We start from the raw sequence: 22,262 nt of genomic DNA, 5'->3' as shown, positions 1-22,262 counted from the left end.
CCGCTGACCCCGCTGGAGGAATGTTGACCAGATTCGCCCCCGGGCGCCGCCTCGCCGCGGCGGCCACCGTCGCCGCGGCGACCGTCCTGCTGGCCGCGTGCAGCGGCACCGCGAGCTCCTCCGGTGGGGCGGGCGCATCGTCGTCCGTGTCCGGCGACAGCGCGTACCAGCTGACCGCGCAGACTCCGGCACCGGCGGGGGACATCGACTCCTTCACGTGGTCGCTGTACGCCGAGCCCCTCTCGCTCAGCTACGCCTACGCCTTCGACTACCCGCCGAACACGGTGCTGTCCAACGTCTGCGAGAGCCTGCTGCGCTGGAACTCCGACCTGTCGTACTCGCCAGGTCTGGCGACGAAGTGGGCGAACCCCGATCCGACGACGTGGGTCTACACGATCCGGCAGGGCGTCCACTTCCACGACGGCACCCTCATGACCGCGAACGACGTGGTCGCGTCGCTGAAGTACAACCTCAACCCCAAGGTCGGTTCCTACTGGGCGAGCGTCTTCCGCAATGTGAAGTCGATCGAGAAGACGGGGCCCTACCAGGTCACGGTGACCCTCTCCCGACCCGACGCGACCTTCAACCAGTACATGGCGGTCACGCCCGGCACCGTGGAGTCGGCCGCGACGCTGGCCAAGGACGGCGCCAACTACGGGAACCCGAGCACCGGCGTGAACTGCACGGGACCGTTCGCGCTCTCCTCCTGGACGCCCGGGCAGAGCATCGTCCTCAAGCGCTTCGACCAGTACTGGGACCCCACCCTGCGTGCCAAGGCGGCACAGGTGAAGTTCGTGTTCCTCGAGGACCCGAACACGAGGATCAACGCGTGGCAGTCCGGTGAGGTCGACGGCGGCTGGCAGGTGCCGCCGAACGCATACGCGCAGCTGAAGAACGGCGGCCAGGGCAGCCTCTACTTCGGCACCAACACCACCGTGGTCGACGAGATCGTCAGCAACCTCAAGGGAGTCCTCAGCGACAAGCGCGTCCGTCAGGCACTGCTCATGGCGACCGACCGGCAGGGCATCATCAAGGCCGGCGAGCAGGGTGTCGGCGACCTCGCCGACTCACTGGTCACCAGGAGCGACTGGGTCGGCGTCCCCCCGGCCACCGTCGACTCCTACTACGCCGGGCTGGCGAGCTACCCCTACGACGTCGCCAAGGCCAAGGCCCTGGCGGCCCAGGCGGGCGTCAACGGGCAGAAGGTCGTCATCGCGACCAGCCCGATCTCGGCGGACTCGGACATCGTCGCCCAGGCGACGGCGGCCGCCGCGAAGGCGATCGGCCTCGACCCCGTCATCCGCACGATCGCCCCGGACAAGTACACCGCGCTGTTCAGTGACCCCGCGGCTCGCAAGGGGATCGACTTGTTCATGACCGCCTGGTACGTCTCGATCGGCGACCCGCTGGACATGTACGGCGTCTTGCGCACCGGTGAGTTCAGCAACTACGGCTCCTGGTCCGACAAGGCCTTCGACGCAGCGGTGGACGACGCGATCGCGACCGCCGACCCGGTCCAGCGCTCGGCGTACACGGCGAAGGCGCAGCAGATCAGCCAGGTGGAGCTGCCCTGGCTGCCCCTCTTCACCGCGCCGACGTCGCTGTGGCTCGGGAAGCGGATCACCGGCGTCTCGCCGTCGATCAACTTCCTCTACTACCCCTGGGCCGCGACGATCGGGGCCGCGAAGTGAACGACCTCCACTACATCTCCGCGACCGAGGCGCTGGCGAGGTTCCGTCGCGGGGACCTGTCGCCCGTCGAGGTGCTCGACGCCGTCCTCGCGAGGGCGGACGAGGTCGAGCCGGACGTGAACGCCTTCACCGAGCAGATGCGGGAGGAGGCCTACGTCGCCGCGCGCGAGTCCGAGCGACGCTACCGCGACCGCGACGCGGAGATCCGTCCGCTCGAGGGAGTGCCCCTGGCCCTGAAGGAGGAGCAGCCCATCGCGGGACGGCTCATCGAGGAGGGATCCCTCCTCGAGCAGGGTGTCGTCGCCGACGTCACCCACCCAGTGGTCAGCAGGGTCGTCGCGGCCGGTGCGGTCGTGCACGCGCGGACCACGACTCCTGAGTTCTCGTGCGCGCCGTTCACGCACTCGAAGCTCTGGGGAGTCACCCGCAACCCGTGGAACACGGCCTTCTCCCCGGGCGGCTCGTCCGGGGGCGCGGGCGCCTCGCTGGCCGCGGGCACCACCGTCCTCGCCACCGGCTCGGACATCGGGGGCTCGATCCGCATCCCGTCCTCGCTGTGCGGTGTGGTCGGTTTCAAGGCTCCCTTCGGCCGGATCCCGGGGCTCGCGCCGTTCAACCTGGACAGCTACTGCGCGGACGGCCCGATGGGCCGCAGCGTCGCCGACGTCGCCCGGTTGCAGGACGTCCTCGCCGGGCCGTGGGCGGGCGACCAGGCGTCGCTCCGCCCGACCTACCACCTCGGCGAGGTCGACGACCAGGTCGAGGGGATGCGGGTCGCGCTCTGCGTGCGCCTGGGCGACTTCCCGGTCGAGCCCGTCGTCGAGGCGAACACCCGAGCCGCCGCGGACGCCCTGCGCGGAGCCGGCGTGCACGTCGAGGAGGTGGAGCTCCCGTGGCGACGGGAGGTGATCCTGGCCGCCGCGTGGGCGCACTTCGGCTCCATCTTCGGTGCCTTCGTCGACAGCATCGCCGGGGACGACGCCGAGCTGCTCATGCCGTACACGCGAGCCTTCGCCGCCCGGGCGACGGCACACGGCGACACCGCCTCACGCCTCGCGGGGCTGGCCGCCGAGACCGAGGTCTACCGCCCGCTCGGCGACCTGCTCGACTCCCATGACGCGCTGCTCTGCCCGACCATAGGCACCGAGGGGCTGGTCGCCGGCGACGACTACGTCGACGCGGTGGTGCGCATCGACGGCGGGGACCACGCGTGGGAGGACGCCCTCATGACGATCCCGTTCAACGTGATCGGCCGGGTCCCGGTGCTGTCGGTGCCGAGCGGCCTGGCGAGCAACGGGGTGCCCACCGGCGTGCAGATCGTCGGTCGGACCTACGACGACCGGACCGTCTTCCGTCTCGGCGCCGCGTTGGAGCGCCAGCAGCCTCGGTGGGGCGACGCGACGTGGCGACCGACGCTGTGAGCCTCGACGGTGCCGGGGTCGCGCCTCCCCGCACCGCGACGTTCGTCGTCTGGCGACTGCTCGGGCTGATGCTCACCCTGCTGGTCACCTCGTTCCTGGTGTTCGCGTCGCTGTACGTCGTCCCCGGGAGCCCGATCGACTTCCTCATCCAGGGGCGCAGCCCGTCGCCGGCGACCATCGCGGCGATCAAGAAGCAGTACGGGCTCGACCAGCCGTTCCTCGTCCAGTACGTCCACTGGCTGGCCGGCGTGCTCCACGGTAACTTCGGCCGGTCGCTGGAGTACCGCGAGAACGTCTCCACGCTCATCGCGTCGAGACTGCCGACCACCTTCTCCCTCGTCCTGCTGTCGGCGGTGATCATCCTCGTCGTCGGTCTCGGTGCCGGGATCCTCGGAGCGCTTCGCGCCGGGCGCAGCAGCGACAAGGCGGTCCTGGTCGTCGTCACGTTCTTCGCCGCGATCCCCTCCTTCGCCGCGGCGATCGTGCTGATCTCGTTCTTCTCGGTGCGCCTCGGCCTGTTCCCCACGTTCGGCGCGGGCCAGGGCCCCGTGGACCGGCTCTACCACCTCACGCTGCCGGCGATCGCACTGTCTCTGACCTTCATCGCGCTGGTCGCGCGCATCACCCGGTCGTCGATGCTCGACGTGCTGAGCCGAGAGCATGTCGAGGTCGCCCTGAGCCGCGGGCTGGCGAGGAGGACGGTCGTGCGCCGGCATGTCCTGCGCAACGCCGGTGGGCCGATCCTCACGATCTCCGGGCTGCTCGTGGCAGGGCTGCTCGTGTCCAGTGCGGTGGTCGAGACCGCCTTCGGCCTCGACGGCATCGGCTCACTGCTCGTGGCGTCGGTGGACAAGCTCGACTTCCCCGTCGTCCAGGCGCTCGTGCTCCTCGTCGTCGCCGCTTTCGTGATCATCAACTTCGTGGTCGACCTGGCGTACCCGCTGATCGACCCCCGGGTGAAGGCAGGTGACGCGGCCCGATGAGCGTCGCGATCGAGACGCCCCGCGTCGGCCGGCTCGGCGCGGTGCGCGACTTCGGCGGAAGCTGGCTGTTCTGGACGTGCGTCACGATCCTCATCGGCTTCGTGCTGATCGCGCTGTTCGCTCCCGTCCTCGCGCCCTACGACCCGAACGCCACGGACCTGTCGAACGCCTTGTCCGGCCCGAGCCTGCAGCACCTGCTGGGCACCGACGAGTCGGGCCGCGACACCTTGTCCCGGGTGATGTTCGGTGCGCGCACCAGCCTGGTCGGTCCGCTGTTCGTGGTCGTGCTCTCCACGGTGTTCGGGATCGTCGTCGGACTCCTCGCCGGCTGGCGAGGCGGCTGGGTCGACCTGGTGCTGTCGCGGGTCCTCGACATCCTGTTCGCCTTCCCGGGACTGCTCCTCGCGATCCTCGTCGTGGCCCTGTTCGGCAAGGGCATGACGGCGCCGGTCGTCGCGATGTCAGTCGCCTATCTGCCCTTCGTCGCTCGGCTCACCCGCAGCCTGGTCGTGCAGGGCAAGACGCAGCCGTACGTCGCCGCCTACCGCGTCCAGGGCTTCGGGCCGACGTACACCGCGACGAGGCGACTGCTGCCGAACGTGTCCTCGACGGTGCTCGCGCAGTCCACGCTGAACTTCGGCTACGCGCTCCTCGACCTCGCTGCGCTGTCCTTCCTCGGGCTCGGCGTCCAGCCTCCGACGCCCGACTGGGGCGCCATGGTCGAACAGGGTCGAGGTGCGGTCCTCTCCGGTCAGCCCATGTCCGCGATCGCACCGGCCGTGGCCATCGTCGTCGTCGTCGTGGCGTTCAACGTCGTCGGCGAAGAGATCGGCGACCGCATCGCGCGAAGGGAACGCTGATGGCGCTGCTGTCGATCTACGGGCTGTCGGTGCGGCTTCCCGGCCGGGCGCGCCGTCCCATCCTCGACGGGGTCGACCTGACCGTGGAGGCCGGCGAGATCGTCGGCCTGGTCGGTGAGTCGGGGTCGGGCAAGTCGGTGACCGCGCGGGCGGTGCTCGGGCTCACACCGTCCGGGTCGGAGGTGGCCGGTCGGGTGCTCGTGGGCAACGTCGACGTCGGCTCCGCGGCCCCGGCGCAGCTGCGCACCCTGCGCTCGTCCACCGTGTCGATGGTCTTCCAGGACCCGCGGGCCGGGATCAACCCGATGCGCACGGTGGGCGACTTCATGACCGAGTCCCTGCGGTTGAACCGCGGCTGGTCCAAGGGCGCCGCCACCGAGCGGGCCGTCGAGCTGCTGGCTGCCGTCGGGATGCCCGACCCGCCCCGACATCTTCGCCAGCACCCGCACGAGCTCTCCGGGGGCATGCTCCAGCGAGTGATGATCGCTGCCGCGCTGTCCACCGAGCCAGCGCTGCTCCTCTGCGACGAGCCGACGACGGCTCTGGACGTCACCACCCAGGCCGAGATCCTCGCGATCCTCACCCGTCAGCAGGCCCAGCGGGGCATGGGGATGCTCTTCATCACCCACGACCTCGACCTCGCCTCGGCGGTGTGCACCAGGGTCTATGTCATGTACGCCGGACGCGTCGTCGAGGCCGCCCCGGCCCATCGGTTGTTCTCCGAGCCGAGGCATCCCTACACGGTGGGCCTGCTCGCCTCGACGCCGGACATCCACGGCGCCCAGGAGCGGCTCGTCCCGATCCCGGGCACGCCACTCGGCCTGCTCGAGGACCCGCCCGGGTGCGCCTTCGCCGCGCGCTGCCCGCTCGCCGTTCCAGATCCGTGCCTGTCCCTTCGACCCGGCCTCGAGCCGGTCACGGGCAGCGCCGGCCACGAGGTGGCCTGCCCGCGGGCCCAGCTCTCCACGGGTGACCTCGTCCGGCTGGGCAGCCTCGAGGAGGGTCGTCCGTGAGCCCGTTGCTCGAGGCCGTCGGCCTCACCAAGACCTACCGCAGCGGCGCGACGCTGGTGCGCGCCGTGCACGACGTGTCCTTCCGTGTCGACGCCGGTGGCAGCGTCGGCCTCGTGGGGGAGTCGGGGTCCGGCAAGTCCACGACCGCTCGTCTGCTGGTGGGCCTGGAGCGCCCCGACGCGGGGGAGGTGGTCATCCAGGGCCGCCCGCTGGCCTTCGACGCCCGCCGGCGCTCCGAGAGACTGGCGCGCGCTCGTGCGGTGCAGATCGTCTTCCAGGATCCGTACCTGTCCCTGGACCCTCGGGTGACCGTGGACGACTGCCTCGACGCCGTGCTGCGGCTGCACACCCGGCTCGACCGCTCGAGCCGGGCCCGGCGCATCGCCGAGCTGCTCGACCAGGTGGGGCTGGGCGCCCGCGAGGCCGCTGCCCTGCCACGGGCGCTCTCCGGCGGCCAGCGGCAGCGAGTGGCCATCGCGCGAGCGCTGGCGGTCGCCCCCAGCGTGCTCGTCCTGGACGAGGCGGTGTCGGCCCTCGACGTCTCTGTGCAGGCCCAGGTGCTGAACCTGCTGGCCGACATCCGGCGGGAGACCGGCATCGGGCTGGTGTTCGTGAGCCACGACCTGGCGGTCGTGCGCTACGTGTGCGACGAGGCGCTGGTGCTCCACCGGGGGCGAGTGGTCGAGCAGGGGCCCACCGCCCAGCTGCTCAGCGACCCCCAGCACCCGTACACGAAGCTGCTTCTCTCCTCGCTGCCGCGACCCGGCTGGGACCTGGAGGCGATCAGCGCGCTGCGCCGCGAGGTCGCGGCCGGCTGAGCGAGGAACCTAGGAGGCCGCGCCGGCCAGCACGGACAGGACCTGCTCGTGCAGGATCCCGTTCGTCGTGATCCCACCGGTGGGGCCGGTGCACCGAGAGGCGTCCCAGCCGGTGATCCGCCCGCCCGCCTCCTCGACCACCGGGACCAGGGCCGCCACGTCCCACAGCGAGAGCTCCGGCTCTGCCGCGACGTCGACCGCGCCCTCGGCGACCAGCATGTGGGACCAGAAGTCGCCGTAGGCGCGGGCGCGCCAGGCCGCCTCGAGCAGGGTCTCGAAACCGGCCAGCCGGCCGACCTCGGCCCAGCCACGGCGGTCGCTGACCGAGACCGAGGCGTCCGCGATCACCCCCACGGAGGACACGTGGATGAGCCGTGTCTCCACCAGGGCCCCCCCGGTCCAGGCCCCCGCTCCCGAGGCGGCCCACCAGCGGCGCCCCAGCGCGGGAGCGGAGACCGCGCCGACGACGGGCAGCCCGTCGACGAGCAGAGCGATCAGGGTCGCCCAGACGGGCACCCCGCGGACGAAGCTCTTGGTCCCGTCGATCGGGTCCAGGACCCACACCCGCCCGGTGTCGGGGTCGCCGTCGGCGCCGTACTCCTCGCCCTGCACCGCATCCGCGGGGCGCCTCGCCGCCAGGTGCCCGCGCAGCAGACGCTCGACGGCGCGGTCGGCGTCGGTGACCGGGGTGAGATCGGGCTTGGTCTCGACCACCAGGTCCTGGGCGAGGAAGCGCTCGAGGGTGAGGGCGTCGGCCTCGTCGGCGAGGGCCAGCGCGAGCTCGAGGTCGTCGTGATGGGTCGCTGAGGAGGTCGCCTCGTCCACGGTCCGGGACCCTATCGAGCGTGGCAGGCTGGGCGTCCATGGGCAGGCTGAACCACGGCAGGCTCGACATCGTGAAGATCGAGCGGGCGTTCTTCGTGGACGGCCGGCTCGTGCGGCTCCCCGCCAAGCGCTCCAAGCGGCTGGTGGTCCTCGACCGGCTCGCCCAGGAGTTCGTCCCGGGACTGCACTACCTCGAGGCCCAGGTCGACGAGCGGCTGCGGGAGTTCCACCCGGACTACCCGGCCCTTCGGCGCGCCCTGGTCGACGAGGGCTTCCTGCACCGCGAGCGCGGTGTCTACTGGCGCGCCGGGGGGACCGTGCCGATCTAGGACAGCGCGCCCACCCTCGGCGCCCAACCGCCCGGACGAAGGAGCGACATGCCGGCGAGCATCTTCGACACGGTCACCGGCCTGCCGGTCCACATCCTCGTCGTGCACGCCGTGGTCGTGCTCGTGCCGCTGGCCTTCCTCGGGGTGCTCGTCGCCGCGGCGAGCCGGACCTGGCGGGAGCGTCTCGCGGTGCCGATCCTCGTGCTCCTCGTCATCGCCCTGCTCGCCTCGCTCGTCGCGGTCCAGTCCGGGCGGGCGCTTCGCGCCCGGATCGGCGCGTCCCCGGCGATCCAGCACCACGCTCACCTCGGCGTGTGGGTCGTCTGGTTCGTGCTGCTGGCCGCGGCTGCGGCCGGGGTGTGGTTCGTCGTCGAGGAGCGGATGGGCAACCTCAGCCTGCGCTCCTCACCGCCCGAACCCGTTGCGTCGCCGCCGTCGCCGGGGGCGCGGCTGGTCGCGTGCGCCGTCGCCGTCGCCTGTTGCGCCCTCGCGACGGGGTGGGTCGCCTACACCGGCGATGCCGGCTCCCGGGCCGTGTGGCGCCCGATCGTCCAGGCGACCGACCACCGCCAGTGAGTCTCAGGAGCCCTCGGGCTCCTCGAGGCGCGGCTCCTCCCTGGTGCGCAGGAGCCGGCGCAGCGACGCCAGCCGCTCGGGCGCCGCCCACCCAGCGGCGACCCAGGCGTCCAGGGCGCAGTCCGGTTCGTCGTGCGAGCAGGCTCGCGGGCAGCCGTCGGTCCCCGCCTGCAGGTCGGGGAAGGCGTGGATCACCCGAGAGGGATCGACGTGCGCGAGCCCGAAGGAGCGCACCCCGGGCGTGTCCACGACCCAGGTGTCCGCCATGCCCGGGACGGGCAGCGCGAGCGCGGAGGAGGAGGTGTGCCGGCCGCGTCCGGTGACCGCGTTGACCCGGCCGGTCGAGCGGTCTGCCCCGGGGACGAGGGCGTTGACGAGGGTCGACTTCCCGACCCCGCTGTGGCCGACGAGGACGGTGACGCGGCCGAGAAGTCGCTCGCGTAGCGCCGTGAGGTCACCGCCCTTCGTGACGACGACGTGGGCGACGTCGAGGGCGGCATAGGTCGAGAGCAGCGCCTCGGGTCCCGCGAGATCGGCCTTGGTGAGGACCAGCAGCGGTCGCAGCCCGGCGTCGTAGGCGGCGACCAGGCAGCGGTCGATCAGGCCGACGCGGGGTGCCGGGTCGGCGAGGGCGGTCACGATGGCGAGCTGGTCGGCGTTCGCGACCAGAACGCGCTCCACCGGGTCGGTGTCATCGGCACTGCGCCGCAGCGCGGAGCGCCGTGGCTCGACGCGTACCACGCGGGCCAGGGCGTCGGGGTCCGAGGACACGTGACCGACGAGGGCGACCCGGTCACCGACGACGATCCCCCTGCGGCCGAGCTCGCGGGCCTTGACCGCGACGACCTCGAGACCGTGCGCGTCGGACTCGGGGTCGAGCACCAGGCAGGTGAAGCGGCCCCGGTCGACGGTGAGGACCACGGCCTCCACCGCGCTGCCGTGAGCCGGGCGGTCCTTGGTACGGGCTCGCGACTTCGCCCGGCCGGGACGTACCCGGACGTCGTCCTCGTCGAGGTCGGATCGGCGCGGCATGGCCGGGTCAGCGGCCGAGCATGTGCAGCCAGAGGTCGACGAACCCGGGCAGCGTCTTCGCGGTCGTCGCGACGTCGACCACCTGGACGCCGGGCACGACCAACCCGACGACCGCTCCCGCCGTCGCGATCCGGTGGTCGTCATAGGTCGGGAACGGCCCTCCGTGCAGGGGGCGCGGCCGCACCTCCAGCCCGTCCTCGCTGGCGCGCACCTCGGCTCCGAGCCCGCCGAAGGCCTCGGCGAGGGCGGTCAGTCGGTCTGTCTCGTGCCCGCGAAGGTGGGCGATGCCGCGCAGGCGGGACGGAGAGCTCGCCAGCACGGCGAGGGCCACCAGGGTGGGGGTCAGCTCGCCGACATCGTGCAGGTCGGCGTCGATGCCGGCGACGGATCCCGTTCCGCTCACGGTGAGGCCGTCCGCCCCCCACGACACCTTGGCCCCCATCGACGCCAGCAGCTCCCGCAGCGCGTCCCCGGCCTGGCTCGTGCCGGACGGCCAGCCGGGGATGGTGACGCGTCCTCCGGTGACGAGCGCGGCGGCCAGGAACGGTGCGGCGTTGGACAGGTCGGGTTCCACGTCGAGGTCGCGCCCCACCAGGCGGCCGGGCGCGACGCGCCACACGTCCGGGGTGTCGTCGTCGACCACGCCTCCGGCCGCACGCAGCATCGACACGCTCATCCGGACGTGCGGGGCCGACGGCATGGGGGGTCCCTGGTGCCGTACCTCGAGTCCCTCGTCGAAGCGGGGGCCCACCAGGAGCAGCGCAGACACGAACTGCGAGGACGCGGATGCGTCCAGCGTCACGGTGCCGCCTTTGACGAAGCCGCGTCCCCGCACCGTGAGCGGCAGCGCCCCACGGCCGTCGTCGTCGACCTCCACGCCGAGGGTTCGCAGCGCGTCGACGAGCGGACCCATCGGACGCTCGTGGCTTCGGGGGTCCCCGTCGAAGCGCACGTCGGAGTCGGCCAGACCGGCGACGACCGGCAGGAAGCGCATCACGGTGCCGGCGAGGCCACAGTCCACGTCTGCGCCGTGCATCCGTCGGGGCTGCACGGCCCATGCCGACTCTCCCTCGACCTCGGCACCCATCCGGCGCAGCCCCTCGGCCATCAGCTCGGTGTCGCGGGCGCGCAGCGGGTGCCTGATGAGCGAGGCCGAGTCGGCCAGGGCGGCCAGCACGAGGGCTCGGTTGGTCACGGACTTCGACCCTGGCAGCGTCACGACGGCGTCGACGGGACCCTCGGCGACGGGTGCGGCCCACAGGTCGGTCATCGCCGACCAGCCTAGAGCGCCGGAGCCGGGCCGCCGCGTTGGGCGGCGGCCGGGTCGAGGGAGAGGATGGCCCGGTGGACCCGTGGATCAAGGTGGCCGCGTCGGCCGATGTGACGACCCGTCCGAGCCGCGTCGACGTCGGCGGGACGCCGTACACGCTGCTTCGTGGCAGCGACGACGGGCCACCCGTCCTCCTTTCGGCGCGCTGTCCGCACCGGCTGGTGCCCCTCGACGCGGCGCGTCTCGCGGACGGGGTGCTGACCTGTCCGTACCACGGATGGCAGTTCTCCCTCGACGGCCGGTGCCTGCGTGTCCCCTCGATGGGCGACGCCGACGTGCCGCGAGGAGCGCACCTGCCCGACGCGCCGCGGGTCGTGGAGCGGGACGGCGCGGTCTGGGCGCAGGCGACGCCGGCGGGGGGGCGAGCCGTGGTGCGGGCGGGTCTCGGGAACACCGATCCCGCGCTCGCCAGGGCCTGGCACGCGGTGCTCGAGGCCGATGCACCGGGGCAGACCGTCGAGGTACGGCTGCTCGGGCGCGACCTCACGCTGAGTCGCGGCCCCGGCGGCTGGACCGCGGACCCGCCGGTGCACGCGATCACCGAGCGCTGGGGCCTGGTCCACGTCGCCCTGGAGCCCCCGCTCGTCCCGTTGTTCGACGAGCCCGACGTCGAGGACCGCGACTTCGTCGGCGCCTGGCTGCCGCCGGCACGTACCGGCGTCTCCTGCGGTGCCGTCGCGGACAACTTCCTCGACGTGGCGCACTTCCCGTTCGTCCACGCCGCGACCTTCGGCGCGGACGTCGAGGTCGTGCCGGCCTATGAGGTGGTAGAGGAGCCGAACGGCTTCCGAAGCGTCCAGGTGCAGGACTTCGACAACCCGGAGGACCCAGGGGTGGTGGCCGGCCTGCGCCCGGTCCGGCAGCGGCGCCGCGCGACCTATGTCTACCGCGCGCCGTTCCAGCTGCTGCTGCGGCTGGAGGAGCTCGACGCCGGGGCGGTCAAGACGATCCTCTTCCTCGCCACCCCGGAGGACGAGGGCTCGACGCTGATCTGGACGAAGATGCTGCTGCACGGGATCGGCGGCGTCGCCGACCCCGACGCCCAGGTGGTGGCTCGTGAGGTCGCCTTCGAGGAGGCCGTGCTCGCCGAGGACCTCGCCCTGCAGGTCGTGATGGACGCCCCCACGTTCCCCCTCGACCTCAAGGCCGAGATGCACGTCCGCGCGGACCGCCTGGGCGTGGCCCTGCGGCGCGCCCTGGCGGCCTTCGTCGCGGAGGCGGCGGCGTGACCGCGCCCGAGATCGACCTCCTGCTGCGAACGGCGCGACCGGTCGGCGCGCAGGACCCGGTCGACATCGGGGTCGACGGCGGGCGCGTCGTGGCGGTGACGCCTGACACCAGGGCGCGGGAGGTGCTCGACCTGGGCGGGGCGCTGGTGACCCCGCCGCTCGTCGAGCCGCACATCCACCTCGACGCGGTGCTCACCGTCGGCCAGCCGAGACCCAACATGAGCGGGTCGCTCTTCGAGGGCATCGCGGTGTGGGCGGACCGGGTGAAGGACCTCACCGTCGAGGACGTGACCGCCCGCGCCGGGGAGGTGCTGCGCTGGCAATTGGCCCACGGCGTGCAGCACGTACGGACGCACGTCGACGTCTGCGACCCGCAGCTGACCGCCTTGCGGGCGATGGTCGAGCTCCGGGAGCAGGCACGCGGCATGGTCGACCTGCAGATCGTCGCGTTCCCCCAGCTCGGGATCCTGGGCTTCGACGACGGTCCTAGCCTCATGCGCCGCGCCGTGGAGCTGGGCGCGGACGTGGTCGGCGCGATCCCGCACTACGAGCTGACCCGCGAGGACGGCGTCGAGTCGGTGAAGTTCGCGATGGCCCTGGCCGACGAGTTCGGGCTCCTCGTCGACATCCACTGCGACGAGACCGACGATGACCACTCACGCTTCGTCGAGACGATGGTCGCCGAGACGCTGCGGCGCGGGATGTCGGGGCGGGTGACGGCCAGCCACACGACCGCGATGCACTCCTACAACGCGGCGTACGCCTACCGACTGGTGCGCAACATCGCCCGGGCCGGGCTGCACATGGTCACGAACCCGCTGGACAACGCCGTGCTCCAGGGGCGCTTCGACACCGGGCCGATCCGGCGCGGCCACACCCGGGTCAAGGAGCTGATGGCGGCCGGAGTCAACGTCTGCATCGGGCACGACTCGGTGATGGACCCGTGGTACCCGCTCGGGCACGGGGACCCGATGCAGGCCGCGTTCGTGCTCGCCCACCTCGGCCACATGAGCGGCGACGCCGAGCTGCACCAGCTGCTGGAGATGGTCACCGTGAACCCGGCCCGCGCCCTGGCGCTCGACGGCTACGGGCTGGACGTCGGCAGCCCCGCCGACCTCGTGGTCTTCGACGCCCCGACCGACGTCGACGCGCTGCGCCTGCAGGCGCCCCGCACCCTGGTGCTGCGCGCCGGCCGTGTCGTGGCACGCACGCAGCCTCGGAGCACGACGGTGACCTGGCACGGCGTCGAGCGGTCGGTCGACTTCCTCCGCGGGTGACCGACTCTGCCCAGCGGATCCCCGATTCCGCCCACTCGACGGGGTGGGCGGGACCGGCTGGGGGCCGCGCCGGTCAGCTCGGGAGGACGAGGACCTCGTCGGGCTCGGGGCGACGCGACTTCTCGATCGAGTAGATCGCCCAGTAGACCAGCGCGGCGATGACGAAGCCGACCTCGAAGGTGATGTCACCGAAGCCCGGGTGGTGCTTGGGCACCCAGCCGACGTACTCCGTCTGGTTGGAGAACAGCGTGATCGAGACGATCATCGCGAGAGCCATGGCGACGAAGCCGGCGACCGGGTTGTGCTTGCGGTCGTAGAGGTATCCCGACACCACGTGGCGTCGGCGCAGGTACTGGTCGACGATCACGACGCCCAGCCAGGGGCCGATCCAGTACGAGATCACGAGAAGGAAGTTCTCGTACTTCTGGCCCTCGTCGTGCAGGCCGGACCAGGCGAGGAGGAAGCCTGCCGTCCCGAAGACCGCGGCCACGATGGCCCGCCGGAGCTTGAGCGGCAGCTCGATGCCCAGCGCCAGGAAGGACATCGAACCGGAGTAGACGTTGATCGCGTTGGCCGAGATCGCGCCGACCACGATGGCGAGGAGGGTGAGGTTGCCCAGCGTCGAGCTGAGGTGGCTGACGAACTGGTCGGTCGGGCTGCCCTTGCTGTTCGTCGCGAGCAGTGCCGAGGCCGCGCCCACCGTCTCGAGCAGCACGCACGAGACGAAGATGCCGGCGCCCGACCAGAGCCCGGCCGCCCGACCCTGGCCCCTGGGCAGGTAACGGGTGTAGTCGGTCGCGTACGGGTTCCACCCGGCCGCGTAGCCGAAGGTCGCTCCCAGCGCGATCAGCCAGCCACCTGGTACGTGCCCGCTCGATGCGGCCCCGAGGTGGCTGTGCGCCTTGTCCAGGATGACGATCGAGGTCACCGCGAAGATGATCAACAGCGCGTACGACGCGTAGCGCTCGAAGACGTGGATGAGGTTGTGGCCCAGGAAGGCGATGGCGATCTGGACCACGGCGATGATCAGCAGCGCCAACGGCTTCGGGATGCTGATCAGCGAGTTCAGCGCGAGGGCGCCGCTGACGCTGTTGACCGCGAACCAGCCCACGCCCGCGACGAGGGAGTTCAGTCCCGCGGGGAGGATGTTGCCGAAGAAGCCGAACGGGATCCGGCTGACGATCATCTGCGGGGCGCCGAGCTCCGGCCCGCGGGCCGCGAGCACGACCTGGAAGAAGGCGCCCAGGCCGGTGCCGAGGACGATGGCGGACACCGCCTGCCAGAAGGTGAGCCCGAAGTACAGGACCGCGATCACGCCGACGAAGACGGTCGCGAACTCGAGGTTCGGTGACAGCCACGTCCAGAAGAGGTTGATCGGCCGGCCGTGCCGCTCCTCCTCGGTGATCAGGCCCGCCCCGCCGGGCTCGACGGTCGCGACGCGGTCTCCGTAGGTGCCTTCCCGGACCTCGGCGACCACCTCGATGACAGGGGCGGACCCCCCGTGGACGGTGGGCTGGTCCGACGGCGTCTCGACTGAGTCCATGGGTGGGTCACCAATCGGGAGAGGGCGGTTGGCCGAAGACTAGGGGGTGGCGGGACGTGCTGGGTGACGAACGTGTTTCCCTTCCGTTCACCCGGCGGACAGGTGGCCACGCCGTCGGAGGCATCGACGAGGATGGCGCCATGTGCGGGCGCTACGCGGCCAGCCGCAACCCCGACGACCTCGTGGAGGAGTTCGAGGTCGAGCGGGTCGAGCTGCGCCATCCGTTGGAACCCGACTACAACGTCGCGCCGACCAAGCCGGTGCCGGCCGTCCTGACCCGCCGGGACCGGGACGCGCCGGTGGACTCCCCGCCCGTTCGTCGCTTGCGCGTGCTGCGCTGGGGACTGGTGCCCTCCTGGGCCAAGGACGTCAGGATCGGCAGCCGGCTGATCAATGCGCGGGTCGAGACCGCCGCCGAGAAGCCGGCCTTCCGCAAGGCGCTGGCCGCGCGGCGCTGCCTGTTGCCCGCCGACGGCTTCTACGAGTGGTACGCGGAGGAGGGCCGCAAGCAGCCGTACTTCATCCACCGCGCCGACGGGCACCCGCTTGCCATGGCCGGGCTGTACGAGGTGTGGCGCGACCCCGCCCTGGACCCCGCCGAGCAGGAGGCGTGGGTCTGGACCTGCACGGTGCTGACGACCGAGGCGGTGGACGAGGTGGGCCGCATCCACGACCGGATGCCACTGCTGGTCGAGCGCGCGGCCTGGGCCTCCTGGCTGGACCCGGGGGCCACCGACCCGGCCGCGGCGCTCGCTCTCCTCGCCCCGCCTTCGCCCGGCGAGCTCGAGGCCTACCCGGTGAGCACCCGGGTGAACAACGTCGCGCACAACGGCGCCGAGCTGCTCGACCCGGTGCCGGCGTGACCGAGCTGCGCGTGGACACCCCGGTCGGGCCCGCCCGGCTCGTGGTCGAGGAGGCGGCGCGACCGCGGGTCGTGCTCGTCCTCGGGCACGGAGCGGGAGCCGGCGTGGAGACGCGGGACCTCCAGGCGTTGGCGACGGACCTGCCGGGGCGGGGGATCACCGTCGTGCGCATGGAGCAGCCGTGGCGGGTGGCCGGCCGACGGGTGGCCGCCCCGCCGGGCCAGCTCGACCAAGCGTGGGCGGCGGCCCTCGCCCACGTCACCCGGCCACGCCGGGGCCGCCTGGTGGTCGGTGGACGCAGCGCGGGGGCCCGGGTCGCCTGCCGGACCGCCGCCCAGGTCGGCGCGTCCGCCGTGGTGGCCCTGGCCTTCCCGCTCCACCCGCCGGGACGGCCGGATCGATCCCGGGCCGATGAGCTGCTCGGCTCGGGCGTGCTCACCCTCGTCGTGCAGGGCGCGCGCGACGCCTTCGGGGGACCCGAGGAGATCCCGGCCGGCCCTTCCGTCGTCGCCATTCCGGGGGCCGACCACGGGTTCGCCGTCGGCAAACGCTCGGGTCTCACCCAGAGCGAGGCCCTGGCGATGCTCACCGAGGCCGTCGGCGACTGGGTGCTCGACCACTCGCACTGACGCCCGGGAATGCCGCCCGACGGCCGAGATGTTGCAGGCGACATGCTTGCTGCGCCGGGTGAGCGGCCGCCCTTCCTCGAGTGGCCGGAGTGGCCGATACCCTCGTCGGGTCCGGACCGAGGTGCAGGCAGGGAGGTGCGGGTGTCCGACGAGGACCTCGAGGAGACCCCCGAGCAGCGTCAGGCGCGCTTCGAGCGAGACGCTTTGCCGTTCCTGGACCAGCTCTACGCCGCCGCGCTTCGGATGACCCGCAACCAGTCCGACGCCGAGGACCTGGTGCAGGAGACCTATGTGAAGGCGTTCGCCGCCTTCCACCAGTTCACCGAGGGGACCAACCTCAAGGCGTGGCTCTACCGCATCCTCACGAACACCTTCATCAACACCTACCGCAAGAAGCAGCGCGAGCCGCAGCAGTCCAGCGGCGAGGACGTCGAGGACTGGCAGCTCGCGCGGGCGGAGTCGCACAGCTCGACGGGGTTGCGCTCCGCCGAGGCCGAGGCCCTCGACCGCCTGCCCGACTCCGACGTCAAGGAAGCCCTCCAGCAGATCCCCGAGGACTTCCGGATCGCGGTCTACCTGGCCGACGTCGAGGGCTTCGCCTACAAGGAGATCGCCGACATCATGGGTACGCCCATCGGCACCGTCATGTCGCGGCTGCATCGCGGCCGCCGGGCGCTGCGGGCGTTGCTCGAGGACTACGCGCGCGAGCGTGGTCTGGTCCCCGCAGGGGAGGCGTCATGACCGGCCCGCACGATGACGCGCTCGGGCAGGACTGGGAGCCGAGCGAGACCGACTGCCGGGAAGCGCTCGAGCGGGTGTACAGCTACATCGACGGGGAGATCCCCGACGAGGAGAAGCTGCGGATCCGCCAGCACCTCGACGAGTGCGCCCCGTGCCTTCGCCAGTACGGCATCGAGCAGGAGGTCAAGGTGCTCATCGCGCGCTGCTGCGGGGCTGAGACGGCGTCGCGCGAGCTGCGGTCGCGGGTGCTCTCCAGGATCGCCCAGGTGCGCATCGAGATCTCGAGCGTGGAGTACCGCCCCGAGTAGGCCCGCGCAGCCGGCCGCGCGGCGCGCCCGGTCAGGCGTTGGGCCGCTTGCCGTGGTTGGCCGCGCCCTTCTTGCGGTCGCGACGCTTGCGTGCTCGCTTGCTCATCGTGGCTCTCCCAACGCTCAGCCGGACAGTCGGCGGTTGAGGGCGTCGAGCACGGAACGGGCCACCGCCTCCGCCTCGTCGCCGCGGACCACGGCGCTCCCGCTCACGAGCTGGGCTCCCGAGCGCGGCACCATGACCGTGAGCAGGGTAACCGCCACCAGGTGGTCCCCGTGGGGGTGGACCCCGGCACTGTCGACCTCCGCGGCGGATCCGAGCAGCTCGTCCACGGCGCGCAACGTCGCCTGGGCGACGATGCGCGGGCGCTGCGAGGCGACGGCCGGTCCGACCACGCGTCCCTCGAAGACGTGACCGGCGGTCGTGACCTCGACGACAGCCTCCACCTCGCTGCCGGCCGTGCGGACCATGATCGAGCTGATCACCGGTCGCGGCGCCGACTCCGGCTCCGGGCCCGGCACCACCCGCGGGCGGTCCTCGGCGACCTCGTCCGAGCCGATCTGGACGACGCTGACGATCCGGTGGTCGATGTCGAGGCCGTGGACGGCCAGCGCGTAGGACTGCACGTCCCGCACCACCTGCTTCGCCGGCTTGCCGGGCTCGGCGAGGATGTGCACCTCGGTGGGCACTGCATCCGGTCCGGTGACCACGCTCGCCGCGATGATGCCGGGCAGTCGCTTCAGCTCGTCCTCGAGCTCAGGCAGCAGTCGCAGCGTGGGCACGGGTGGTCCTCTACTCCTTATGTCGGTCGCGATGCCGGTCGAGCACGGATTCTCGCCGAGCCTGCCCGCCGCCGCTGCCGCGGGGCAAGGGGTTGAGACCGGCCACGATCAGCCGTCGTGGACCGTCGGGCTCGGCGAGGTCCGGCGACGCGCTGCGCGCGGCCGGGATGGCCCACGGACCCTCCTCCGGGACCCGCACCGGCTGCGACTCGGACGCGCCTTCGGGCTCCTGGGCCGCGGGTCGCGACGGCTCCTGGGGCACCGGTCGCGGGGGCTCGGAGGGCGCACGGGGGGCCTCCGGTCGGTGGTCGCGAACCGCCGTCTCGGCCGGCGCCGGCGCGGGCGAGAGGTCCAGCCGGGGACGGGTGGTGGCACGTTCCCAGGCGTCCGCGGCGTCGTCGTTGTGCCGTGCCGCGTCGGCATCGGCGTCGTCCAGCGCACCCAGGGCAGGCGGGATAACTGCGCGTGCATGCTCGATCACTGCACGTACTGACTCGCGCTGCCACCACCGGAGGACCCGCGCGGTCCGTTCGTCGATTCGACCGTCGGCCTCGGCGGCCGCGACCTCGGCGTCGAAGCGCGCCGACGCGGCGTCGTGGCGAGCCTCGAGCAGCCCGCTGACCAGCTCGGCGTACGCCGCGCTGCGGTCCGCCCGTCCCGTCACCGTCGCCTCCCTGGCCCTTGCCGCGAGGGTAGGTCATGGCCTTCCCGGTGCGGCAGAGGGGCGGCGCCAAACTGCTCCTTCCGGGTGAAACCGCTCCTGCCCCGTGGTCGGACCTGTCGTTTTGGTGGCGAAACGGGCACCCTGATCCGGGGAAATTCACTCCTGGTAGTCAAAGATTCACTTGACGAGTTCCGGCGTCACACCGTTCACTTCCGTCACGTCTCTTGGCATGATCAACCCGCAGGAGGTTCGCTCGACCGGACCAGCCGGCGCGGCGAGGGAACGAGCGAGGACGGGGACACCGGAAACCACGGGGACACCGGAAACCACGGGGACGACGGAAACGACGGAAACGACGGGGACGACGGAAACCACGGGGACGACGGAAACCACGGGAAAGACGCAGGAAGACAACTGAACAGGGCGAGAAGGGGATCGGCAGCTCGGTTGCCCCCCGCTCAGAGGTAAAGCGGCCTGCGGGCCGCTGCCCGCATCTACCAGCGGAGCGGATCTCGCACGGACGATCAGCGGCGTCCGTGACGTGAATCCAGGGGTGATGCACCCAATGAGCAAGATCGCGTCAGCAGTCGAGCGTTTCCTCACGACGAGTTCGCACTGGAACTGGGAGTGAGGGCCTCCGAGCTGCCGATCCCCGTCTCGCTCTGGACCGCAGGGCTGTTGGGGGGTTCTTTCGTGCCTGTTCGCGGCAAGGTCTACGTCGGCGTGGTCTGCCTGGCCGCGCTCGTCGTGATCACGCTGCCGTACGCCCCGCACAGCGTGAACGTCGAGGTCGTCGCGTCCCTCACCCTGCTCTCGGTCGTGGTCGAGCGCGTCAACCTGGCCGTGCTCAGCCGCGAGCGCCTGGGCGTCGCCATGCGGATGACGCTGCCGATCAACATCGCCGCCGGGCTGGTCTCGGGACCCCGTGAGGCGGCGCTCATCGGCGCGCTCGGCGGTTTCATGAGCTTCCGCGGAGCCTGGATCAAGCGGGCCTTCAACTCCGCCGCCCTCGCCCTGTCCTCCTTCGCCGCAGCTGCGGTGATCGCCCTGGCCGGTGACTCCCACCTGCAGTTCATGGCCGGCGGTTTCCGGCCCTCCGCGGTGGCCGCGGTGCTGCTGGCCGGCGCCGTGCACTGCCTGGTCAACGGCGCGCTGCTCGTCGGCGTGCTCTGGTCCGTGGAGGGCGTCGCGCCCGCCCGGGTGATCCGCTCGGCGCTGCTGCCCACCGCCCCGGGCTACCTCGGCTACAGCCTCCTGGGGCTGCTCATGGCGGTCCTGTGGCCCTCGATGGGTGCGCTGTCAGCGGCGCTCGTGCTGCTGCCCCTGGTGGTGGCCCGCTGGGCGATCTCGCAGTACACCGCCGAGCAGGCGGCGTACGAGGCCACCGTCCGCGCGCTCGTCCAGGCGGTGGAGACCAAGGACCTGTACACCCGCGGCCACAGCGAGCGGGTCGCGACCGCCTCGGTGATGATCGCCAGGGTGCTGGGCATGCGCGAGGAGCGGGTGAACGCGCTGCGTTACGCCGGGGTGCTGCACGACGTCGGCAAGCTCGGGGTACCGACCAAGATCCTGCACAAGACCAGCGGTCTCACGCCCGATGAGTTCGCGGCCATCCAGGTCCATCCCGTCCGGGGGACCGAGATGCTGCAGGGCATCGAGTTCCTGGACGAGGCCTTCCAGGGGATCCTGCACCACCACGAGCGGATGGACGGCTTCGGCTATCCGATGGGCCTGGCCGGCCCCAGCATCCCTGAGTTCGCGCGCGTCATCGCGGTCGCCGACGCCTTCGACTCGATGACCTCGACCCGCTCCTACCGCGGGGCCCGCTCGCAGGAGGAGGCGGTCGGTGAGCTCGAGCGCTGCAAGGGCACCCAGTTCGACCCGGTGATGGTCGACGCCCTGGTGTCCGCGCTGCGCAAGCAGCCATGGACCCCGGCGCCCGCCCACATGGACCCGCAGCCACCGGGCGCTGTCGACGACGACGACCCGACGCTGCTGGCCCTGCGCACCCGCCACGGCGCGCTGCCGGCGGTGGGGCAGCGGGAGCCCAGATGACCATGGCCCTGCCCACGCGCGCGCGCTCGACCGAGATGCGAGGGACGGCGCTCGTCGCCAGCGCCGCCGTCCTCCTCGTGCTGTGGTCGGTGGTGCTCACGGCTGGCGAGCACGTGCACCAGCCGGTGATCGCAACAGCCTTCCTGGTCCTGGTCGCGCTCGGCGAGGTCGTCCGGCTGCAGCTGCCCGGAGACCGCGAGGCTGCCCCGGTCGGAGCCGCGGGCATCCTGGCGTACGCCCTGCTGGCCCGCTTCGGCACCCAGCCCACCACCTACCCCGCCACCCAGGTCATCGCGCTGGCGGCGGTGGCGGTCCTGCTGGGCGCCGTCCCGCACGTGCTGGCCGGGCGTACCCCGCGTGTCGACGAGCCCGCCCGGCGGATCCTGCTGGCCGCGCTGGCGGCTTACGCCTTCCGCCCGGCCTGGAACGGGGGGCAGAGCTGGCTGGCTCACCAGCCGACATGGGTGCTCGCTCTGGTGATGCTGGGCGTCGCCGTCCTCGTCCTGCTCGCCGACGCGGTCCTCGCCGCGTTCCTGCGAGCCGACCGTGACCGGGCGCCGTACCTCATCTCGCTGCGTGACGAGCTGCGCGCCGTGCTGGCGCTCGGCTCGGCCGTCGCGGCCACCGGAGTGCTCATCGCCCTCGCGGCCCAGGTCATGGCGTTCTGGGCCCTCCCGGTGTTCTGCGTCCCCCTGCTGCTCACCCAGATGTCGTTCCGGCGCTACTCGGTGATCCGAGCGACCTACCTGCAGACCATCCGCTCCCTGTCCCGGGTGACCGAGCTCGGGGGCTACACCGAGACCGGCCACGCCCAGCGGGTCAGCGAGCTGTCCCTGGCCGTGGGGCGCGAGCTGGGCATGCGCGAGGACGAGCTGCTCGAGCTGGAGTACGCCGCGCTGATGCACGACCTCGGCCAGCTCTCGCTGACCGAGCCGGTCCCCGGCGGTGCCACGATCATGGTGGACCGCGGCGAGCAGCGGCGCATCGCGGAGCTGGGCGCTGCGGTGATCCGCGAGGCCGGCGTGCTCGACCGGGTGGCCCTGGTGGTGGCGCGTCAGGCCGACCCCTACCGGCGGCCCCACGAGACCACCGACGAGACGCTGCCGCTCGCCAGCCGCATCATCAAGGTCGTCAACGCCTTCGAGGACCTCGTCCCCGAGGGGGCTGAGTACTCGCGGGGCCTGGACGCCATCGAGCGGCTCCGGCTGGGCATGGCCTACGACTACGACCCGCGGGTCGTGGAGACGCTGGCGCGCATCGTGCGACGTTCCGGGCGCTGACCGCTCGGGGGT

The 22,262-nt window shown here is 72.1% G+C and carries 22 protein-coding genes; 16 read left to right on the top strand and 6 right to left on the bottom strand.

Translation table 11 applies throughout. From position 1 onward, the window contains the following. The first annotated feature begins 20 nt into the window (after positions 1-20). From VMI11_00680 to VMI11_00655, 6 genes are read left to right on the top strand one after another with little or no spacing between them, the layout of a single operon-like run. Positions 21-1,691, top strand: a complete 1,671-nt coding sequence (locus VMI11_00680; GenBank protein ID HTY70920.1) for an ABC transporter substrate-binding protein — start codon at positions 21-23, stop codon at positions 1,689-1,691. After that, complete coding sequence (locus tag VMI11_00675) at positions 1,688-3,112, top strand: amidase family protein (protein HTY70919.1); 1,425 nt, start codon at positions 1,688-1,690, stop codon at positions 3,110-3,112. Before VMI11_00680 ends, VMI11_00675 begins: the two co-directional genes overlap by 4 nt. Continuing rightward, positions 3,094-4,095 (top strand): ABC transporter permease, encoded by a 1,002-nt coding sequence (locus VMI11_00670; GenBank protein HTY70918.1) that lies wholly within the window; start codon positions 3,094-3,096, stop codon positions 4,093-4,095. Before VMI11_00675 ends, VMI11_00670 begins: the two co-directional genes overlap by 19 nt. Then, a complete protein-coding gene (locus VMI11_00665; protein HTY70917.1) occupies positions 4,092-4,955 on the top strand; it encodes an ABC transporter permease in 864 nt (287 codons plus the stop codon). The genes VMI11_00670 and VMI11_00665 overlap by 4 nt, the downstream gene beginning before the upstream one ends. Continuing rightward, positions 4,955-5,968, top strand: a complete 1,014-nt coding sequence (locus tag VMI11_00660) for an ABC transporter ATP-binding protein (protein ID HTY70916.1) — start codon at positions 4,955-4,957, stop codon at positions 5,966-5,968. The genes VMI11_00665 and VMI11_00660 overlap by 1 nt, the downstream gene beginning before the upstream one ends. A 5-nt stretch (positions 5,969-5,973) precedes the next feature. Beyond that, positions 5,974-6,786: an ATP-binding cassette domain-containing protein gene (locus VMI11_00655; protein ID HTY70915.1), complete on the top strand. Its 813-nt coding sequence runs from the start codon at positions 5,974-5,976 to the stop codon at positions 6,784-6,786. A 9-nt stretch (positions 6,787-6,795) separates the two neighbouring features. Here VMI11_00655 and hisN read toward each other — a convergent pair whose 3' ends face one another. Next, positions 6,796-7,611, bottom strand: a complete 816-nt coding sequence (gene hisN / locus VMI11_00650; GenBank protein ID HTY70914.1) for a histidinol-phosphatase — start codon at positions 7,609-7,611, stop codon at positions 6,796-6,798. A gap of 20 nt (positions 7,612-7,631) precedes the next feature. Here hisN and VMI11_00645 point away from each other — a divergent pair, with 20 nt between their 5' ends. Further along, positions 7,632-7,940: a DUF2087 domain-containing protein gene (locus VMI11_00645; GenBank protein HTY70913.1), complete on the top strand. Its 309-nt coding sequence runs from the start codon at positions 7,632-7,634 to the stop codon at positions 7,938-7,940. Positions 7,941-7,988: 48 nt separating this feature from the next. Continuing rightward, positions 7,989-8,516 carry a DUF2231 domain-containing protein gene (locus tag VMI11_00640; protein HTY70912.1) on the top strand — a complete coding sequence of 176 codons (528 nt, stop codon included), beginning with the start codon at positions 7,989-7,991 and terminating at the stop codon, positions 8,514-8,516. Positions 8,517-8,519: 3 nt separating this feature from the next. Here the strand turns inward: VMI11_00640 and rsgA are convergent, their stop codons facing one another. Together rsgA and aroA are read right to left on the bottom strand one after the other, a co-directional pair. Further along, complete coding sequence (gene rsgA / locus VMI11_00635; GenBank protein HTY70911.1) at positions 8,520-9,548, bottom strand: ribosome small subunit-dependent GTPase A; 1,029 nt, start codon at positions 9,546-9,548, stop codon at positions 8,520-8,522. A gap of 7 nt (positions 9,549-9,555) precedes the next feature. After that, positions 9,556-10,818 (bottom strand): 3-phosphoshikimate 1-carboxyvinyltransferase, encoded by a 1,263-nt coding sequence (gene aroA, locus VMI11_00630; GenBank protein HTY70910.1) that lies wholly within the window; start codon positions 10,816-10,818, stop codon positions 9,556-9,558. A 74-nt stretch (positions 10,819-10,892) separates the two neighbouring features. On the opposite strand from aroA, the gene VMI11_00625 reads away from it, so the two are divergent. Beyond that, entirely contained in the window at positions 10,893-12,107 is a 1,215-nt protein-coding gene (locus tag VMI11_00625; GenBank protein HTY70909.1) for a Rieske 2Fe-2S domain-containing protein, read from the top strand. Continuing rightward, positions 12,104-13,384, top strand: coding sequence for a cytosine deaminase (gene codA, locus VMI11_00620; GenBank protein HTY70908.1), 1,281 nt, complete (start codon positions 12,104-12,106; stop codon positions 13,382-13,384). The genes VMI11_00625 and codA overlap by 4 nt, the downstream gene beginning before the upstream one ends. A gap of 73 nt (positions 13,385-13,457) precedes the next feature. On the opposite strand, the gene VMI11_00615 is transcribed toward codA, so the two are convergent. Beyond that, a complete protein-coding gene (locus VMI11_00615; GenBank protein ID HTY70907.1) occupies positions 13,458-14,927 on the bottom strand; it encodes a cytosine permease in 1,470 nt (489 codons plus the stop codon). Positions 14,928-15,067: 140 nt separating this feature from the next. Here VMI11_00615 and VMI11_00610 point away from each other — a divergent pair, with 140 nt between their 5' ends. The 4 genes from VMI11_00610 (at position 15,068) to rsrA (ending at position 17,468) form a co-directional block, all read left to right on the top strand. Continuing rightward, on the top strand, positions 15,068-15,790 hold the full coding sequence (locus VMI11_00610; GenBank protein ID HTY70906.1) for an SOS response-associated peptidase: 723 nt from the start codon (positions 15,068-15,070) through the stop codon (positions 15,788-15,790). A gap of 5 nt (positions 15,791-15,795) precedes the next feature. Then, positions 15,796-16,419 carry an alpha/beta family hydrolase gene (locus tag VMI11_00605; protein ID HTY70905.1) on the top strand — a complete coding sequence of 208 codons (624 nt, stop codon included), beginning with the start codon at positions 15,796-15,798 and terminating at the stop codon, positions 16,417-16,419. Between the two features lie 135 nt (positions 16,420-16,554). Beyond that, on the top strand, positions 16,555-17,160 hold the full coding sequence (locus VMI11_00600) for a sigma-70 family RNA polymerase sigma factor (protein ID HTY70904.1): 606 nt from the start codon (positions 16,555-16,557) through the stop codon (positions 17,158-17,160). Further along, positions 17,157-17,468 (top strand): mycothiol system anti-sigma-R factor, encoded by a 312-nt coding sequence (gene rsrA / locus VMI11_00595; GenBank protein ID HTY70903.1) that lies wholly within the window; start codon positions 17,157-17,159, stop codon positions 17,466-17,468. The genes VMI11_00600 and rsrA overlap by 4 nt, the downstream gene beginning before the upstream one ends. A gap of 123 nt (positions 17,469-17,591) precedes the next feature. Here rsrA and VMI11_00590 read toward each other — a convergent pair whose 3' ends face one another. Together VMI11_00590 and VMI11_00585 are read right to left on the bottom strand one after the other, a co-directional pair. After that, positions 17,592-18,251 (bottom strand): hypothetical protein, encoded by a 660-nt coding sequence (locus VMI11_00590; protein ID HTY70902.1) that lies wholly within the window; start codon positions 18,249-18,251, stop codon positions 17,592-17,594. 10 nt (positions 18,252-18,261) lie between these two features. Next, positions 18,262-18,915 carry a hypothetical protein gene (locus tag VMI11_00585; GenBank protein ID HTY70901.1) on the bottom strand — a complete coding sequence of 218 codons (654 nt, stop codon included), beginning with the start codon at positions 18,913-18,915 and terminating at the stop codon, positions 18,262-18,264. Between the two features lie 693 nt (positions 18,916-19,608). On the opposite strand from VMI11_00585, the gene VMI11_00580 reads away from it, so the two are divergent. Together VMI11_00580 and VMI11_00575 are read left to right on the top strand one after the other, a co-directional pair. Then, positions 19,609-20,970: an HD-GYP domain-containing protein gene (locus tag VMI11_00580; GenBank protein ID HTY70900.1), complete on the top strand. Its 1,362-nt coding sequence runs from the start codon at positions 19,609-19,611 to the stop codon at positions 20,968-20,970. Continuing rightward, complete coding sequence (locus tag VMI11_00575) at positions 20,967-22,250, top strand: HD domain-containing phosphohydrolase (GenBank protein ID HTY70899.1); 1,284 nt, start codon at positions 20,967-20,969, stop codon at positions 22,248-22,250. Before VMI11_00580 ends, VMI11_00575 begins: the two co-directional genes overlap by 4 nt. Positions 22,251-22,262 lie beyond the last annotated feature (12 nt).

Source organism: Actinomycetes bacterium (assembly GCA_035506535.1).
Taxonomy (GTDB): Bacteria; Actinomycetota; Actinomycetes; order DATJPE01; family DATJPE01; genus DATJPE01.
The sequence above is the reverse complement of the archived record's forward strand: the minus strand, read 5'-3'. Positions and strand labels throughout refer to the sequence as shown.

Coding starts and splice junctions, on each gene's coding strand:
- rsgA (HTY70911.1), bottom strand. CDS start 9,548: ATGCCGCGCCGATCCGACCTCGACGAGGACGACGTCCGGGTACGTCCC.
- VMI11_00665 (HTY70917.1), top strand. CDS start 4,092: ATGAGCGTCGCGATCGAGACGCCCCGCGTCGGCCGGCTCGGCGCGGTG.
- VMI11_00680 (HTY70920.1), top strand. CDS start 21: ATGTTGACCAGATTCGCCCCCGGGCGCCGCCTCGCCGCGGCGGCCACC.
- rsrA (HTY70903.1), top strand. CDS start 17,157: ATGACCGGCCCGCACGATGACGCGCTCGGGCAGGACTGGGAGCCGAGC.
- VMI11_00615 (HTY70907.1), bottom strand. CDS start 14,927: ATGGACTCAGTCGAGACGCCGTCGGACCAGCCCACCGTCCACGGGGGG.
- VMI11_00610 (HTY70906.1), top strand. CDS start 15,068: ATGTGCGGGCGCTACGCGGCCAGCCGCAACCCCGACGACCTCGTGGAG.
- aroA (HTY70910.1), bottom strand. CDS start 10,818: ATGACCGACCTGTGGGCCGCACCCGTCGCCGAGGGTCCCGTCGACGCC.
- VMI11_00640 (HTY70912.1), top strand. CDS start 7,989: ATGCCGGCGAGCATCTTCGACACGGTCACCGGCCTGCCGGTCCACATC.
- VMI11_00660 (HTY70916.1), top strand. CDS start 4,955: ATGGCGCTGCTGTCGATCTACGGGCTGTCGGTGCGGCTTCCCGGCCGG.
- VMI11_00575 (HTY70899.1), top strand. CDS start 20,967: ATGACCATGGCCCTGCCCACGCGCGCGCGCTCGACCGAGATGCGAGGG.